Source organism: Haladaptatus sp. R4, from assembly GCF_001625445.1.
In the GTDB taxonomy this organism is placed as follows: Archaea; Halobacteriota; Halobacteria; order Halobacteriales; family Haladaptataceae; genus Haladaptatus.
Map to the genome: position 1 here is coordinate 25,036 of NZ_LWHG01000029.1, position 17,715 is coordinate 42,750.

Sequence of the window (17,715 nt, forward strand, 5' to 3'; positions counted from 1 at the left end):
GGCCATCTCCACAAGGTCCGTGCATGCCAACGGAATCGACCACGGCGTTCGAATCGTCGCTCCGGAACCTCGACGTTCCGTGTACGGTGACGACCGTCGATGATTTCCCCGACGCGTTGGACGAGGTCATCGAACGGCCCGCCGTCGGCGTTGACCTGGATATCGACGGCGTCTCGCTCGACGACGCCGACGTGACGCGCTCACCCTCGACGGGACAACTAGCGGATGCGAAAACGGGTATCACGCCCGCCGCGCTCGGCGTGGCGGCCCACGGAAGTCTGGTGCTCCAATCGACCCCTGACGGAACCGAACCTGTGAGCCTCTATCCCCCACGCCACGTCGCCGTGGTCCGCGAGAGCGACATCGTCCCCGACGTACGCGACGCCCTCGATTGGCTCGACGGCGAGTTCGAGGAGGGTCTGCGCTCCGCCGTGTTCGCCACCGGCGTCAGCGCCACCGGCGACATGGGTGCGCTCGTGGAGGGCGTGCACGGTCCCGCCGAAGTCCGCGTCATCGTCGTGGAGGGTCGCTAGATGAGCGGCGAACTTCGACGGGAGAAAGCGGCCAATATTCGACATCTGTTGGAGACGGAAGGTGAGAGCGTTCAGGAGAACACGACGCATTTCAACGAGGGTCGATACGACGCCGTCGAGGAGTTCGCCGGGTACGAGGGGGTTCGAGAGGAAGCCCGCGCCATCAAGGAGGACGCCATCGACCGGCTTCCGGAACTGATCGAGACCCTCCGCGAATCCGTCGAGAGGAACGGCGGTCACCTGTACGTCGCGGACGACGCGGCGGACGCGAACGCGTACATCCGAGACGTGGTCGACGAGGCCGACGCCGATTCCGTCGTGAAGAGCAAGTCGATGACGACGGAGGAACTCGAAGTCAACGACGCACTGGAAGCGGACGACGTCGACGTCTGGGAGACCGACCTCGGCGAGTTCGTCGTCCAGATAGCCGATGAAGCGCCCTCCCATCTCATCGGACCGTCGTTCCACCGGACGACCGACGACGTCGCCGACCTCTTCAACGAGTACTTCGACCCGGACGAACCGTTCGAGACGGCCGAACAGTTGACCGACTTCGCCCGGGACTACCTCGGGGAGCGAATCCGCGACGCCGACGTCGGCATGACCGGCGCGAACTTCGTGCTGGCCGATTCGGGCACTATCACGCTCGTTACCAACGAGGGAAACGCCAGAAAGTGTGCCGTCACGCCCGACACCCACGTCGCCGTCACCGGCGTCGAGAAGGTCATCCCGTCGCTCGCCGAACTCGGGCCGTTCGTCGAACTCATCGCCCGGTCGGCCACGGGACAGGACATCGCCCAATACGTCTCGCTGTTCAGTCCGCCGACCGACTCGCCCACGTTGGATTTCGAACACCCCGACGAACCGGGATTCGGACGCCAGCGTGAACGCGATTTCCACCTCGTCCTCATCGACAACGGTCGCATGGCGATGCGCGAGGACGACCAACTCCGCGAGACGCTGTACTGCATCCGGTGCGGTGCCTGTGCCAACTCCTGTGCGAACTTCCAGCACGTCGGCGGCCACGCCTTCGGCGGCGAGACGTACACCGGCGGCATCGCGACGGGGTGGGAAACCGGGGTCCACGGCATCGACAGCGCCGCCGAGTTCAACGACCTCTGTACCGGTTGCTCGCGCTGTGTCAACGCCTGCCCGGTGAAGATCGACATCCCGTGGATAAACACCGTCGTCCGCGACAGGCTCAATCACGACCACGACTCCTCGGAGTTCGACTTCCTCGTCGAGTGATTGACGCCCGACGAGGAACCCGCGGGTCTCGACCTGCAGAAACGCGCGTTCGGCAACTTCGAGACGCTGGCGAAGGTGGCGAGCAAGACTGCACCGGTCTCGAACCGACTGCTCGACTCCTCGCCCGTCAAGGCCGCGATGGGTCGAATCGCGGGTATCGACAGGCGACGCGACTTGCCGACCTTCCGGGGCGAGTCGCTCGTCGAGTGGTTCGCGGCGCGAGGCGGCAGTCACGTCCGCGACGCCGACCGAACCGCCGTCCTCTACCCCGACGTGTACACGAACTACGTCCTCGTGGAGCGCGGGAAGGCGGCGGTTTCCCTGCTCGAATCGCTCGGCGTCGAAGTCGTCGTGCCGGACGTCCCCGGAAGCGGTCGCGCGCCGCTCTCACAGGGGATGATAGACACGGCCGCGTCGAAGTCCCGACGCGTGTTCGACGGACTCCGTCGGCACATCGACCGGGACCGCGACGTCGTCGTCATCGAACCCAGCGACCTCGCGATGTTCAGGCGGGAGTACGAGAAACTGCTTCCCGCTCACGCCTACGAAACGCTCTCGGAGAACAGCTACGAGGTCCTCGAATACGTTTTCGGCCTGCTGGAGAACGGTGCCGACGCGGACGCTCTCGCGCGTTCCGACTCCAAACTCGCCTATCACAGCCACTGCCAACAGCGGACGTTGGGACTCGACGTGTACACGGAAGCCGTCTTCGAACGACTCGGGTACGACGTCGTCACCTCGGACGTGGAGTGCTGTGGCATGGCCGGGAGTTTCGGCTACAAATCGGAGTACTACGAGTTGAGCATGGACGTCGGGGAGACGCTCCGCGACCAGTTCGCGGACGAAACCGACCGAACCATCGTCGCCTCCGGTACCTCCTGTACGGAACAGCTCACGGACCTCCTGACCGCCGACGTTCGACACCCCGTCGAGATTCTCGCGGACTCCGTCCGATAGCGACCCGGGAGACGAGGTTCGCCGTTTCGACTTCGATACCGTCGAACGGCGTTGTTCCTGTATTTTCACCGAATAATGGGGTAAAAGCTATTGCGGACTCCGAACAACGAAGTAGCCGTATGTCAACATCGTTTCGAGGGTACCGACGGGACGACGGGCGAGTCGGCGTCCGCAACTACGTCGCCCTCATCCCGACCTCCGTGACGGCCAGCCCCGTCGCCCGTCGAATCGCGTCCGAAGCGGGTGAGTGGGCGCGGGCGACGCCCCACCAGATGGGAACGACACAACCGAGACCGGCGCGCGAACAGACCGAGCGCGTCCTCGCCGGTATCGGTCGGAACCCGAACGTCGGCGCGGCGCTGGTTCTCGAACTCGGAACCGAGGACATCGACGCCGAATCGCTCGCGGACGACATCGCCGCGTCCGGCAAACCGGTCGAGACGCTTTCGCTCCGTGACTGCGGGGGAACGAAGCGAGTGCTCGAAGACGACGCGTCTCGCGGAATCCCTCCACGAAGGCATCGCGGACGCGCGACGGGAGGAGGCGGACGTGTCAGAACTGATCTTCGGTGCGGAGTGCGGCGGGAGCGACGCGACGAGCGGAATCGCGGCCAATCCGGCGGTCGGGAACGCCGCGGACCGAATCGTCGCCGCCGGTGGAACGGTCAGTTTCAGCGAGACGCCGGAGTTCATCGGCGCCGAGCACATCCTCGCCGATAGATGCGCGGACGAAGACGTCCGCCAGCGACTCCACGAACGGTCGAAGCGCGCGAGGGACAGGCGGAACTGATGGGCGTGGACCTCCGGGGCGCACAGCCCACCCCGGGCAATCAGGAGGGCGGACTGACGACCATCGAGGAGAAGAGCCTCGGGGCCATCGCCAAGGGCGGAACCACGCCCGTCAGGGGACTCGTCGATTACGCCGAGCAGTTGCCGGTGGGCGGCGGCCTCGTCCTCATGGACACGCCCGGATACGACGTCGAAAGCGTCGTCGCGAAGGTCGCCGGGGGTGCACAGATCGTCGCATTCACGACCGGTCGGGGATCGACGACCGGAAACCCCATCGCGCCGGTCATCAAGGTCACCGGCAATCCCAACACGTGGGAGCGGATGCGGAACAACATGGACGTGAACGCCTCGACAATCGTGCAGGGCGAGGAAATCGACACCGTCGGCGAGCGATTGTTCGAGACCGTTCGGGCCGTCGCGGACGGACGCCGAACCGAGGCGGAACGCCGTCAACTGGAGGAGTTCGCCATCAACGAGATTCAGCCGAACGAACTGGTGGAGGAAGCATGAAGGGCGACGTCATCGAGGACGTCGCCCTCGTCATGGACCGACAGGACACCGTCGCGACGCGCTCGCGGATATCGACGCCGGGCGGACCCTCGCGGACGACGGGCGGGAGGTGACGCTCGCGGACGAAATCCCGTTCGGACACAAGTTCGCGCTCGAATCCATCGACCGCGGCGACGAGGTGTACAAGTACGGAGCCGTCATCGGTCGCGCTACCGCCGAGGTTCCCTCCGGAACGTGGGTCCACACGCACAACTGCGAAAGCACGCGGGGGCGGGGGGACCAGCAGGAGGACGACCGATGACGACCTCCATCGACGGCTACGAACGACCCGACGGCACCGTCGGAATCCGAAACCACGTGCTCGTCGTCCCGTCGGTCATCTGTTCCCAAATCGTCGCCGAACGAATCGCGGACAAACTCCCGTACGCTCGTGCGACGCCGCACGACCACGGTTGCGCGCAACTCGGTGCGGACAATGAACAGACGGCGCGGACGCTCGTGGGTATCGGAACGAACCCGAACGTGGCGGGGGTCGTCGTCGTCGGTCTCGGCTGTGAGGAGGTGCAGAGCGACGACGTCGCCGATTCGCTCGCCGAACGAGGCGCTCCCGTCCGCGAGCTATCGATTCAGGACGTCGGCGGCACCGAAGCCTGTGTTCAACGCGGTGTCGAACTGGCCCGCGAACTCTGGATGCAAGCCGATACGCAGGAACGCGCGGTTTCGCTCGGGGACTTGACCGTCGGCGTCGTTTCGAGCGACTTGCGCGAGAGCACGCGCGAGGTCGCCGCACCGCTCGTCGGCGACGCGGTCGATGAACTACTGGAAGCGGGCGCACGGGTCGTCGTCGCGGGAACCGAGCGCGTACTCGCGCATCCGGACGCCGCACGGGCGCGGACGACGTCCGATGCGGCGGCTCAACTCGACGAGTTGCTCTCCCGCCATCGAAACCAGCCGCCGCGAGCGACTCGCGTCGGGATGCGGGCCGCGTCGCTCGATTTCGACGACGGCACCCGCGAGTGGGGTTCGTCGACGTCGAGGAAGTCGTCGAGTACGGGTCGCCGTCGTCCATCGATTCCGGTCTCGTCCTCCTGGACGCACCGTCCCGGTTCGAGGAGGCGGCGACCGGTCTGGTCGCCGCCGGTGCCGGACTCATCGTCCATCTCACCGCCGACGGGATTCCCGCGGGCCATCCGACCGCTCCCGTGCTCAAGGTATCCGGGGAGCGCTCCACGGTCGGTGCGCTCGCCGACGACATCGACGTGGACGCGACGACGGCGACGGCCGACGACCTGCACGCCTCGATTCGCGCCGTCGCCGATGGGCGACCCTGCGCCGTCGATGAACACGGTCTGACCGAGTTCGCGATAACCCGAGTCGGCCCCTCGATGTGACGATGCGATTCACGACCCTCCCATCGTCGCGGTTCGGTCGGCGTTCGATTTCTCGCGGTGAAGGCTTCGCACCCGAACGGTGGACGGGATGAACGGGAACGACCGCCGAACCGTCGCCGTCGCGTCGTTCGCGCACGGACTGGTGCACACGTACGAACTGACCATTCCGCTCCTCATCCCGCTCTGGATGTCCTCGTTCTCCGCCGATGCGGCGACGATAGGGGTCGTCGTCACCGTCGGATACGGCCTCTTCGGCGTCGGAGCGCTCCCGAGTGGCATCCTCGCCGACCGGTACGACACGCGAACGCTCATCGCCGTCAGCGCCGTCGGGATGGGGGCCGGGTTCGGCCTCTTGGCACTCGCACCGAACCTCCTCGTCCTCACGGTCGGCCTGCTGTTGTGGGGCGGTGCGGCGAGTATCTACCATCCGACCGGCCTCTCGTTGCTCAGCCGCACCGTCTCGGAGCGCGGGCGCGGCCTCGCGGTCCACGGCGTCGCCGGGAACCTGGGAACCGCGATGGGGCCGCTCGCCGTTTCGGTGTTGCTCGCGGACCTGTCCTGGCGGTACGTCGCGGCGTTTCTCGTCGTGCCCGGGGTACTGATCGGTGCGCTTACGCTCGTCGTTCACACCGACCAGACCGGTCGAGAGGAAGTGGAGCGGGAGGACGGGTTTCGAACCGACCTTTCGATGGCGTCGTTCCTGTCCTCGTCGAAGCGACTTTTCGAACGCGGGTTTTACGTCATCTTCCTGCTGGTCGTTCTGGAAGGGTTGTTCTACCGCGGCGTGCTGACGTTCTTGCCGGACGTGTTCGAGACGGCGGCCGGGTCGGGAGCAGTGTTCTCCGGCTTGCTTCGCGACGTGTCCGGGTACCTGTACAGCGGGTTGCTCCTCGTCGGCGTGGTCGGCCAGTACGTCGGCGGATGGCTCGTCGATAGGACGGACCCGGTCCGCGGACTGATCCTCGTCTTCCTCTGTTTGGCCGCGGTTTCCACGGCGTTTGCGACCGTCGCCGCGGACGGTTCGTGGAGTCTCGTTCCCCTCTCCGTCCTCCTCGGCGTCTTTCTCTTCGGAGAGCAACCGCTCATGCAGGCGACCGTCGCGGATCACTCCTCGTCCGATACGCGAGGTCTGAGCTACGGTTACACCTACGCAGGCGTCTTCGGAATCGGGGCACTCGGCGCGACGCTCGCCGGATACGTCCTCACGCGAGCGAGCGTCGCCTCGCTCTTCGCGGTACTCGCGACGGTGGCAGTCGCCGCCACCGTCGTTTCGGCTTATCTCCGAGGGAGGCACGACGGGAGTGCCAACACATCGGTATCTCTTTTTAATAATTAAATTAATCTTCCAAAAATATTTATCAACCCTGTATGGGTACGTTTCGCACGGTAGCGGAGGTTACAACATGACTGCCAAGTCAGCGCAAGAACAGACAGGTATAGAGCGGCCGGTTGAAGAACCAGGACGGTCGAAGGAGCGGTCGATCACGTTTCCGACCCCGCCGAAGGAACTGCAGAAGGGGTCGCGGGATTGGAAGAAGTTGCTCGCCTACTTCGGTCCCGGTGCCATCGTCGCCTCGGTGACGCTCGGTTCCGGTGAAACGTTGTTCGCCCCCCGCGGCGGTGCGATTTTCGGACTTTCGATAATCTGGGCGCTCGTCTGGGCGGGACTCGTCAAGGGTATCATGACCTACTCGGGCGTCCGATACTACACCCTGACCGGCGAACACGTGATGTCACGGTGGGCGAAACTTCCCGGTCCTCGCGGGTGGTTTTCGCTCCTGATGGGCGGAATCGCAATCCTCGCCTTCCCCGCGTGGATCAGCGGGTTGTCCAAGATGCTCGGCCAGATAATCGCGTGGATATTCGGCCTCCCGATGACCGACACCACGTTCGCCACGATTGGAACGATTCTGATCGTCGGGACCGCGGGACTCGTACTGGTCGGCGGGTACGACTACGTCGAACGCGCACAGATCGCCATCGTGGCGTTCCTCTCGGCGACCATCGCCGCGCTCGCCATCGCCGCCCAACCGTCGCTCGGCGGCGTTCTCGGCGGCCTCGTCCCCCACATGCCGTCGGGGTACGCGCCGTTCGTCTACGAGAAGTATCCCGACGTCGCGAGTCGCTCCGTTTGGATCGAAGTCGTCACCTACATGGGTGCGGTCGGCGGCGGCATCTACGACTACATCGGCTACGTGGGCTATTCCAAGAAACGCAGTTGGGGCGTCCTCCGCCGGGAGGACTCGGAGGAGATTTCCGATTTCGTCCGCGAACTCGCGCCGGGAACGACGGTCCCCTTCGAACTGACTGACGACAACCTCAAGCGGGCCAAATCGTGGTTGCGAGCCCCGCAGGTCGACGTCATCATCTCGTTCACCGCGATCACCTTCTTCACGGCGGCGGCGATGGTGTTGGGCGCACAGAGCCTCCACAAGGCTCAACTCATCCCCTCCGGCATCGACCTCTACACGTTTCAGGCGCGGTGGTTCTCGGCCATCAATCCGGGCTTGACCATTCTCTGGAAGATCGGCGTGTTCTTCGCCATCTTCGGGACCCTCTACGCGACGTGGGAGGGGTACACGTGGACCTGGCTGGAGACGGTCAAACCGTTCTCGTCGCGCGCTCGTAACCTTGAGCGGGATAACATGACGAAGGCACGGGTCATCACCATGATCTATGCCGGTGGTATCGGTCTGGTTCTCATCTGGTCCGGACTGTCCGCCGTCGCAATCGTCACCCCGGCTTCCATCATCGGCGGCGTGTTCGGGTGTGGCCTCTGGTGTTGGGCGATGCTGTGGGCCGAGCGAACCGCGCTTCCGGAGGAACTGCGGAGCGGGTGGGCGCTCACGGTCGGACTGATCATCTCCGGCGTGTTCCTCACCGGTGCGGGCGTCATCTCCATCCTGGAGTACCTCGGGTTCGCCTCGTTCTGAGACGACCCCTTCGGCCTATTCTACTCTGGCAGTTCGTCGAGAACGGCGTCCAGATAGCGAACGATAGTGTTCGCGTGACGACGACGCAGGAAGCAGTATCCAGCGATGACGCCGCCAATGGCCGTCACGGCCACCGTCACCGGAATCGCAGCGAGGGCGAGAACTCCGGAGAGACCCGTCAATGCCCCCCACAATTTCCGTTTCTTGCGGTACTCCGTTCGCACCTCGTCGATGATCTCGCGTCGTCGCTCGTCCGATACCTCTCCCTCCTCCGGCACGTCGTACCGTTCCGTCAATCCCTCGTTCGGCGACGAACGACCCCCATCGACCCTGACGGCGAAGGATCGACGGAGGCAGTAGATGCCGACGACGAGCGGAAGGAAGCTCTCGACGAACCCGATTCGGAGATAGGCGAGGATAGTGAGCGAAAAGGCACCGACGGTGAGGGACTCCCAGAACAACTCGGAATCGAGGACCGAGGTCTTCGAGTGCGACATGCTACTACAGATGCCGAGGATCGGAAATCAACGTTTTGGTTACGAATCCATAACTACCAAAATAAACGAATGAATCGTCGGGATTTCATCGTCGAGGACGAATCGGACGCGGTTCGATCCCATCGCCCCAATCATACTCACACTTCGTCCCACATTGTTCCATACTTCGTTCCCCTATCGTCCCGTACTCCGTTCCGTCACCGTTCACACTTCGTTCCGTCCCGGCCGAACACTTAACATCTCGGGGCGAACCGTTGTATCCATGCAATTCGACTGGATGGTTCAGTGTTACGCCGGTGCAGGCGTCCACCGGGACGCACCGCTCTACGACGCGCTGGACCGCGACTCGGTGCTCGCCGGGGCGGACGCGGCCGTCGAATCCGGCCTCGGCGGCCTGTGGGCACCCGATCACTTCATGCTCGGCCCCAGACGGGAGGAGTTCGAGGTGTGGACGTTGCTGAGCGCGCTCGCCGAGCGAACGGACGACGTGGACCTCGGCCCCCTCGTCGGTTCGATCACGTATCGGAACCCTGCGCTGTTGGCGAAGATGGCGACGACGGTGGACATCCTCTCCGAGGGTCGTCTTCGACTCGGCCTCGGTGCGGGGTGGCACGAGGCGGAACACGCCGCGTACGGCTTCGACTTCCCGGACGTCAACACCCGGATCGACATGCTGGAGGAGACGATACAAATTCTCCGGGCGATGTTCACCGAGGACGCCCCGACCTTCCACGGGAACCATTACGACATCGAGGACGCGTACAACGAGCCGAAACCGGTACAGGAGCCGTATCCGCCGCTCGTCGTCGGCGGTGCCGGTCCGCGGATGCTACGGCTCGCCGCGAGGTACGCCGACGAGTGGAACGTCGAAATCAGCGCCCGTGCTCGGGGGAAGCCCATCGAATTCAAGGTTCGGAAGTTCGACGAGTATTGCAGGAGGAAGGCCGCGACCCGGCCGACGTGGAGCGCTCGTGGCTCGCCCACGTCCTCGTCCGCGCGGACGAGGACGAACTGCAGGAGTACTGCGATCGCATCTTCCCGTTGCCGTGGGGTGAGGAATCGGACATGGACGACGAGCTATCGAACGCCGAGGACGCCCGCGAAAAGGGTGGCTTCCTCATCGGAACGCCCGCCGAAGTGGCCGACCAAATCGACGCGATTCGCGGCCTCGGGTTCGACAAAGTTCAGCTGTTGTTCCTCGATTTCCCGGAAACGACGGGAATGGAACTGTTCGGCGACGAAGTGATTCCGCGATTTTAATCCGCGCTGACGAAGTGTTCGAGGGTTCCGACGCCCTCGATTTCGACCTCGACGCGGTCTCCGTCCGCGAGCGGTCCGACACCCGCCGGTGTTCCCGTGATGATGACGTCGCCCGGTTCGAGCGTCATGTACGCCGTGATCTCCTCGATTATCTCCGGGACGGAGAAGATGAACTCGGCGCGGGAGGAGTGCTGTTTTACCTCCCCGTTCAGCCGAAGTTCGACCGTCGCGTCGCCCGGAACGTCTTCCGGCGGTGCAACGACCGGGCCGATGGGTGCCGACCCGTCGAACGCCTTCCCGCGAATCCAGTTCTGTTCGACCATCTGGTCGTCGCGGTTCGAGATGTCGTCGACGCAGGTGTACCCCTCGATGACCGAGTCGGCGTCCTCGGCGGCGACGTTTCGGCACTGCTCGCCGATGACGACGCCGAGTTCGGCCTCGTATTCGACCTGTTCTTTCCCCTCGGGGAGCGAAATCGTATCGCCGTGGCCCGCCACCGAGTTCGGCGGTTTCAGGAACAACAGCGGTCGCTCCGGTATCTCCATCCCGGATTCCGCCGCGTGGTCCGCGTAGTTCAGGCCCACACAAACGATCTTGCTCGGTTCGGTCGGCGGGAGGATATCGACCTCGTCCGGGTCGTAGGTGCTGTCGGCGAAGACGATGCCGTCGTCCGTCCACGAGCCTGTTCGGACGGCACCGGCGGGGTCGCGAAATCTGACGTGAGACATGTACTCACGATTCCAGCGGATGCTCAAAACCCTTGCCGTTGCGGCAGGGTTACGCGTCGAAGAGTTCGGTGAACGTCCGCGCCCTGAGGTAGCGCTGGTCCCGGGGCGAGAGGAATCTGGCTTCCGCGACCCAATCGAGACACTGGTCGTACGTCGCCCAGTCGTCCATCCACGGGTAGTCCGAACCGAGCATCAGGCGGTCCGCGCCGAACCACTCGACGAGGTTTCGAACGTACCCCCAGAGGTCGCGATACGGCCACCCTTCGATGGACGAACGGGGCAACGAACTCACCTTCACGTAGACGTTGTCGAACGTCGCGAGGTCGCGGAAGTCGCTCCACGGTTCCGAATCGGGGGTCGTCGTCCCGTCCGGCCACGCCATGTGGTCCACGACGAATGCGACGTCGGGATGTGCCGCCGCGAGTCGCCCGACGAGTCCGAGTTGCTGTGCTTTCGGGAACACGAACACACACCCATCGAGCGTCGCCATCTCCTCCCACACCGGCGCGAGCGCGTCGTCGAGGATCCAGTCGCCGGTACGGTCGAGTTCCGTGGGGGCGTCGTCGTACTCCAACGCTGCGTGCATTCGGACGCCGAGCATACCGTCGTGGTCCAGCACCGCCCTGAGACGGTCACGAACGTCGTCTGCGAAGAAGTCAACGAGGCCGACGCCGTGGAGACGGTCCGGATGGGCCGCGATGCTTTCGAGGGTGTAATCGTTCGCGCCGCGTCCCCGGCCGTACAGCGGCGTGGTGACGATGACGCTCTCGTCGATGCCGACGCGGTTCATGTCCACGATGAGGTCCTCGTGGGTGTACTCCCCGGACCATCCGGGCGGGAGAACGGGTTCGTACCACGGCCGTTGCTCGGAGTCCGCTCCCCACGCGTGGACGTGCGTGTCGATCAGTCGCATCGGTCACCACGACGTGATCCGCACGTCCTTGAGCGGCGTATCGAGCGGCAGGTCCACGTGACTTTCCGTGTAGTCCGAGATGTAGAATCCCACGATGATTTCGAGCGACCGCGTCGCGTCCGTGCCGGGGGAGTGGTTCTCCGCGTCCCCGTTCAGCACGTCGACGATGTGGCTCGCAGCGTTCGGGAACGCTCGACGATAATCCTCGTCCCACGACCACGCTCCTGACACGCCGGGAATCGGCCGTTCCACGTGGGTTCCGTCTTCGAGGGTCCAGTAGCGCCACTCGCCGTCGTCGTTGTTGATGTACAGTTTCCCCTCCGTGCCGACGAACTGGAGACTCATCGACGATATCTCGCGAGCGACGGTGCAATCGACGGTGGCGAACGTGCCGTCGTCGAGGAGCACGTGACCGCCGCCGCCGGAGTCGGTTACCTCCCGCGTCCCGCCGAGCGCATCGACGGCGTCGTTCTCCCCGTTGATGTAGCCGCTGACAGTGGCCGCTCTGGCGTCGAGCAGATAGACGAGCAGGTCGAGGACGTGGGTCGAGTTTCGCATCAACTCGCGTCGGAAGGTCGCCGCGATGGACTTCGTCTCCCCGACGATACCCTCCTCGATTGCGCTTCGTAGCTCTTGGACCTTCTCGGTGAACCGGAACGAGTGGTTGACGACGAGTTCGGTGTCGGTTTCCTCACAGACCTCCGTCATCGCTTCCGCTTCGGCCACGCTCGCGGCGATGGGTTTCTCACACCAGATAACCTCCGGGTCCGCGTCGGACTCCGCCGCTGCGACGACGTGGTCACGATGGAGGTACGAGGGCGTGCAAACCGAAACGACGTCCAACTCCTCGTTTTCGAGCATCGCGTCGTGGCCCACGTAGCGCCCCCGTTCGGGGATGTCCCACGCTTCTCCGAACCGGTCGAGTTTTTCCTCGTCCACGTCCGCGACCGCGACGAGTTCGATACCGTCGGTTTCGTTGTACCCTCCCGCGTGGCTCGCTCGAAACTTCTTCCGACCGATATCCGCTTCGTCGTGCATTCCGAGGATTCCCATCCCCGCGATACCACCAGCGCCGATGATACCAGCTCTGTAGACCATACTACTACACGTCCCCCCGTGTACTTGATTGATTTGGTGGTTTAAACGGAACGAACGCCGAAGGCGACGAAAGCGGCCCGTCTCCCAGAAATCGCTTCGACTTCGATTTCCTCGGTTCCCGCCGCCTCTCGTCCGATTTCGTTTCGGAGTAGTTTTCTGGAATACAGAACGCCCGGCAGATGTCGAGTATGCGTTTTCGTACGACTGAGATGGGTATTCGTTCGGTTTCCACTGCGCTAATCCAACGAACGTTTTCACCCGCTGCTGATCGAGTGGCGTTATTCCGTCGCTCACCCTCCTACGGACACGACCCTAGAGCACCGGTGGTCGAAAGCAGCGAACGGACGGTACTCGTCCTTGCGGGGAATTCCCACGCGTCGTTCCCCCTTTCGATGGTGAAACGTCGTCGAGGGTCCGTTTTCGATTTTTGCGTTCGGACGCCGACCGGCGGAGTTTTCGTCCCGTTCGCCGGTGAATCCACAACGTTTCGAACGTTCTCCGAAGTATCGACCATCGTTCCGACGAACACGCTGTTTATTCATCACGGATCAATTCTGAATCTGAGAACGAGTCGACGTTCGTTCACGATCGGTGTAGGTTCGCTCGAAAACGGGTTTGCCGCCGGCTCAAACGCTGACGGTACCGTTCACGAGTCGACCGATGTGGTCGATGTCGATGGTAACCTCGTCACCCTCGGTGAGGGTGAACGATTCCGGCGGCACGAGTGCGGTCCCGGTGAGCAGAACCAGCGTTTCGGGGAGCGTGTTGTGCCGTTCGAGATACGAGACGAGTTCCTCGCAGGTGGTCGCCATCTCTCCCGTCGACGTCGAGTCTTCGTACATGATCTCGCCGTCGCGTTCGATCGTCAGCGACATTTCGAGGTCGTGTGGATCGCCGATCGTTTCCTCGGTTGCGACGCAGGGACCGAGTGAACAACAGCGGTCGTACACCTTCGCCTGCGGGAGATACAGCGGGTTCTTCCCTTCGATGTCGCGGCTGGAGACGTCGTTTCCGATGGTGTAGCCGACTATCTCTCCGCGGTGGAGGACGACGCCGAGTTCGGGTTCCGGGACGTCCCACCCCGAATCGCCGCGCACCCCGATGGCTTCCGAGGGGCCGACGGTTCGTGACGGTGTGGCCTTCATGAACAGTTCCGGTCGGTCGCTGTCGTAGACGTCGATGTACACTTCGGGCTTGCCGCTCTCGGCTTTGCGCGCCTCCTCGCTGATTCGGTACGTGACGCCCGCCGCCCACACCTCCTCGGCGACGACCGGTTGAAGCGCATCCGCGAGGGCGGCGTCCTCGATGCGGTCGGCCTCGTCGATGCGTCTGCGGGCGATGGTGTCGATGGATTCGTCGCTCGCATTCGCGGCGCGGGCCAGCGCCCGGAACGAACCGAGGTCTGGCGAGGCCGACGTAAGGTCGTAGGCGGTTCCTTCGTCGTCCATCGCGACGAGGATATCTGTCGCTGCACGCTCTCCGCTGGGGAGTCGGTAATAGCGCATACAGAGAGATGAGCGGATGGTGTTGAAATAACTTTCTCCCAAAATATATACAGGTGATGAAAATACGAATTCTTTCGACATGTTCCGACAATATCGGAAGAATACGTCGCGTCCACGTACCCTGCTATTACGAAAATAGTACTGTAATGGTATCGTGTTTTCGATCACGAACACGGTTCCGAATACGATCTCGATGGTGGATGCCCGTGATCCGATACTATCGGAATTATTCGTGTGAGAGTACCGAAAACTGAGGCTGTTCAGTGATACAACGCGACGGTGACTTGCGGATGTCCACCGATCAGGTCGAGTTTCCGTGGTCTCGAACGGTTCGGCTGAGGTTCGTCCCGGACCATACATGCGGCAATCGCGTACAACGATATCCGAGAAAATCGTACGCTCTCCGCAGTATCGCTCCCGATTCACCGCCCCGTATCGGTGACCGGATGGCCGACTCGGGGACGTCTCGACCATTTTATTTGGCGAAATAGATATATTTTTGCTCGATGACCAATTCATTTATATCGCGGCGAATAAATATCATTGAAGTGTATGACAGACGCTCGCGTCACAGTTCACACAGCGGCGGTTATCGACCGCATCGCCCCCGAGATACACGGCCACTTCTCGGAACACCTCGGACGGTGCATCTACGACGGAATCTGGCACGGTGAGGCCGACGAGGAGGACGGCTTCCGCGAGGACGTCGTTTCGCTCCTCTCCGACCTCGACATTCCGGTACTTCGATGGCCCGGCGGTTGTTTCGCCGACGACTATCACTGGGAGGACGGCGTCGGTCCGCGGGAGGAACGGCCGCGGCGGCGGAACCTCTTCTGGTCACAGGACACCGGCGAACGTCCCGAGGAGTCCAACGCGTTCGGCACCGACGAGTTCCTCGAACTCTGTGAACACATCGACACCGAACCGTACATGGCCGCCAACGTGGGTTCGGGTGACCCGCAGGAGGCCGCGGATTGGGTCGAGTACTGCAATTACGACGGTGACACCGAACTCGCGGACCGCCGCCGCGAGAACGGGCACGAAGAACCGTACGGCGTGCGATACTGGGGACTCGGCAACGAGAATTGGGGATGCGGCGGCCAGATGACCCCCGAGCAGTACGCCCGTGAGTATCGTCGATACGCGACCTACGTCGGAAGTATGGACAAACTGATGCTCGACCACGACTTGGAACTCATCGCCTGCGGGTTCGAAAACCACGAGTGGAACCGACGGTTCATGGACGAAATCGGGAGCAGTAGCTGGGGTGTCGAGTTCCCACTCGACCACCTCACGCTGCATCACTACTACGGGCGGTCGTTCTCCGTCGCGGAGGCCGACGAGGACCAATACGACCGGTTCCTCGTGGAAGCGCTCGAAATAGAGGGACACATCGAACGTATCGCCGCGGCCATCGACGCCGTGGCGACCACCCGTGACATCGGCGTCATCATCGACGAGTGGGGGGCGTGGCATCCCGAGTCGGTTCCGGAAAGCGGCCTCGAACAGCCGGGTACCGTCCTCGACGCGCTTTCCGCCGCGGCCGTCCTCGACGTGTTCAACGAGAACAGCGACGTCATGACGATGGCGAACATCGCCCAGACGGTCAACGTCCTTCAGTGTCTCATCGAGACGGACGGCGGCGACGCGTGGAAGCGACCGACGTACCGCGTCTTCGACCTCTACGCCTCTCACAAAGGGAACGACGCCGTTCGAACGTCGGTCGATACGCCGACGCGGGAACTCGACGACGGTACCGACCTCCCGTTGGTCAATGCGTCCGCATCGACGGACGAGGACGGAACTTACGTCACCGTGACGAACCTCGACTGTCGCGGGTCCCGGACCGTCGAAATCGCGCTCGAAGGGGCCGCTCGAAACCCGGACCACATCGACGCGACGATCCTGTTCGCGGACCATGCTCCGAACGCGGAAGTCACGGTCGATAACGCGGCGGAATTCGAAGCGACGGACCTCGACGTTTCGGTCGAAGATGGGGTACTGACCGCGGAGTTGGCGGCGTCGACGTGGCCGGAATCTCCGTCCGATGATCGCCCGCCGTCGATCCATCCTGTCGGCCGCACCGTGACTGCGGCGGTCCTGACGGGTTCTATCGCCCACCGAATATAATTTTCACCGTTGTCGTTCAAATAACTACCGAGACTGATATCTTCAGAAAAGTATATACATTATAGACGGTGATATAGCTACTCATGAGCGGGATACATCTCGAAGACGTGGGTAAACGGTACGGAGGCGATATCGTCGCGGTAGACGGATTCGATCTCACCATTCAGGACGGCGAGTTCATCACTATCGTCGGCCCGTCGGGGTCCGGCAAGTCGACCATCCTTCGGATGATAGCCGGATTGGAGTCCATTACGGACGGTACCATCTCCATCGGCGACCGTCGGATCAACGACGTACCGCCGCAGGACCGCGACATCGCGATGGTGTTCCAGAACTACGCGTTGTACCCGCACATGACTGTCGAGCAGAATATCTCCTACGGATTAAAACTCAACTCGGACAAGTCCGACGAGGAGATTCAGCGGCGGGTGCAGGAAGCCACCGAGATGATGGGAATCGCGGACCAGTTGGACAAGAAACCGAGCGAACTCTCCGGCGGCCAACAACAGGGGTCGCGACCGGTCGCGCCATCGTCCGCGACCCGGACGGCGTTCCTGATGGACGAACCGCTGTCGAACCTCGACGCGAAACTCCGGACGCACATGCGCACCGAACTCCAGCGGATTCAGGAGGAGTTGGAGACGACCACGGTGTACGTCACCCACGACCAGGAGGAAGCGATGACCATGAGCGACAGGGTCGTCATCCTGAATCACGGGGAGTTACAACAGGTCGGCACGCCGAGGGACGTGTTCACCCGGCCGAAGAACACGTTCGTCGCCGAATTCATCGGCAGTCCGTCGATGAACTTCTTCGACGTTCGGTTGCAGGATTCGACCCTGGTCGGGCACGATATCGAGTACTCGGTTTCGCGGTCGTTCGCCGAACGAATCGTGGACCGAAGTACGAACGACGACCTGATTCTCGGTATCCGCCCCGAGCACATGGCGTTCGCCCAAACCGACGACGACAACGGAATCGATGCCGTCCTCGAAGTGCGGGAACCGGTCGGGGACGACAACTATCTCTACCTGCGAAGCGGCGAGACGGAGTTCACGATGCGCGTTCTGGGCGAAGTCGACTACGAGGAGGGCGACAGGCTCCGTGTATCCTTCGACGAGTCGGACCTGCACGTCTTCGACAGGGCGACCGGTGAGAACGTCTTCGTCGGACGGAACGCCGTCCGCACTACCCCCACGGGAACCACGAAACAGGACGCGTAGA

The 17,715-nt window shown here is 63.0% G+C and carries 12 protein-coding genes and 5 pseudogenes; 12 read left to right on the top strand and 5 right to left on the bottom strand.

Annotation, left to right across the window (positions count from 1 at the left end; all coding sequences use genetic code 11):
• The first annotated feature begins 23 nt into the window (after positions 1-23).
• The 8 genes and pseudogenes from A4G99_RS17845 (at position 24) to A4G99_RS17875 (ending at position 8,360) form a co-directional block, all read left to right on the top strand.
• A complete protein-coding gene (locus A4G99_RS17845) occupies positions 24-533 on the top strand; it encodes an LUD domain-containing protein (protein ID WP_066146802.1) in 510 nt (169 codons plus the stop codon).
• Positions 534-2,738: pseudogene (locus tag A4G99_RS17850) on the top strand (LUD domain-containing protein).
• A 119-nt stretch (positions 2,739-2,857) separates the two neighbouring features.
• Positions 2,858-4,036 (top strand): annotated as a pseudogene (locus A4G99_RS29900) (UxaA family hydrolase).
• A gap of 109 nt (positions 4,037-4,145) precedes the next feature.
• Positions 4,146-4,337 (top strand): UxaA family hydrolase, encoded by a 192-nt coding sequence (locus A4G99_RS27460; protein ID WP_255359121.1) that lies wholly within the window; start codon positions 4,146-4,148, stop codon positions 4,335-4,337.
• Positions 4,334-4,675 (top strand): annotated as a pseudogene (locus A4G99_RS29445) (UxaA family hydrolase); the annotation flags it as partial. The gene A4G99_RS27460 and the pseudogene A4G99_RS29445, both read left to right, overlap by 4 nt.
• 377 nt (positions 4,676-5,052) lie before the next feature.
• Positions 5,053-5,427 (top strand): UxaA family hydrolase, encoded by a 375-nt coding sequence (locus A4G99_RS27470; RefSeq protein WP_223301968.1) that lies wholly within the window; start codon positions 5,053-5,055, stop codon positions 5,425-5,427.
• An 88-nt stretch (positions 5,428-5,515) separates the two neighbouring features.
• Positions 5,516-6,763, top strand: a complete 1,248-nt coding sequence (locus A4G99_RS17870) for an MFS transporter (protein WP_066147300.1) — start codon at positions 5,516-5,518, stop codon at positions 6,761-6,763.
• Positions 6,764-6,830: 67 nt separating this feature from the next.
• Positions 6,831-8,360 carry an Nramp family divalent metal transporter gene (locus A4G99_RS17875; RefSeq protein WP_190303804.1) on the top strand — a complete coding sequence of 510 codons (1,530 nt, stop codon included), beginning with the start codon at positions 6,831-6,833 and terminating at the stop codon, positions 8,358-8,360.
• Positions 8,361-8,380: 20 nt separating this feature from the next.
• Here the strand turns inward: A4G99_RS17875 and A4G99_RS17880 are convergent, their stop codons facing one another.
• Entirely contained in the window at positions 8,381-8,857 is a 477-nt protein-coding gene (locus A4G99_RS17880; RefSeq protein ID WP_066146805.1) for a hypothetical protein, read from the bottom strand.
• 277 nt (positions 8,858-9,134) lie between these two features.
• On the opposite strand from A4G99_RS17880, the pseudogene A4G99_RS29905 reads away from it, so the two are divergent.
• A pseudogene (locus A4G99_RS29905) lies at positions 9,135-9,719 on the top strand (LLM class flavin-dependent oxidoreductase); the annotation flags it as partial.
• Complete coding sequence (locus A4G99_RS29910) at positions 9,716-10,117, top strand: LLM class flavin-dependent oxidoreductase (protein WP_223302021.1); 402 nt, start codon at positions 9,716-9,718, stop codon at positions 10,115-10,117. The pseudogene A4G99_RS29905 and the gene A4G99_RS29910, both read left to right, overlap by 4 nt.
• Here A4G99_RS29910 and A4G99_RS17890 read toward each other — a convergent pair.
• From A4G99_RS17890 to A4G99_RS17910, 4 genes are all read right to left on the bottom strand, one after another.
• Positions 10,114-10,845, bottom strand: coding sequence for a fumarylacetoacetate hydrolase family protein (locus A4G99_RS17890; protein ID WP_066146808.1), 732 nt, complete (start codon positions 10,843-10,845; stop codon positions 10,114-10,116). The genes A4G99_RS29910 and A4G99_RS17890 overlap by 4 nt on opposite strands.
• 49 nt (positions 10,846-10,894) lie before the next feature.
• On the bottom strand, positions 10,895-11,758 hold the full coding sequence (locus A4G99_RS17895) for an amidohydrolase (RefSeq protein WP_066146812.1): 864 nt from the start codon (positions 11,756-11,758) through the stop codon (positions 10,895-10,897).
• A gap of 3 nt (positions 11,759-11,761) precedes the next feature.
• A complete protein-coding gene (locus A4G99_RS17900; RefSeq protein WP_066146815.1) occupies positions 11,762-12,856 on the bottom strand; it encodes a Gfo/Idh/MocA family protein in 1,095 nt (364 codons plus the stop codon).
• A 626-nt stretch (positions 12,857-13,482) separates the two neighbouring features.
• A complete protein-coding gene (locus tag A4G99_RS17910) occupies positions 13,483-14,361 on the bottom strand; it encodes a fumarylacetoacetate hydrolase family protein (RefSeq protein WP_066146821.1) in 879 nt (292 codons plus the stop codon).
• A 552-nt stretch (positions 14,362-14,913) separates the two neighbouring features.
• Between A4G99_RS17910 and A4G99_RS17915 the strand changes: the two are divergent.
• Positions 14,914-16,412, top strand: a pseudogene (locus tag A4G99_RS17915) (alpha-N-arabinofuranosidase).
• A gap of 162 nt (positions 16,413-16,574) precedes the next feature.
• Positions 16,575-17,714, top strand: a complete 1,140-nt coding sequence (locus A4G99_RS17920; protein ID WP_255359122.1) for an ABC transporter ATP-binding protein — start codon at positions 16,575-16,577, stop codon at positions 17,712-17,714.
• The last annotated feature ends 1 nt before the right edge of the window (position 17,715 follow it).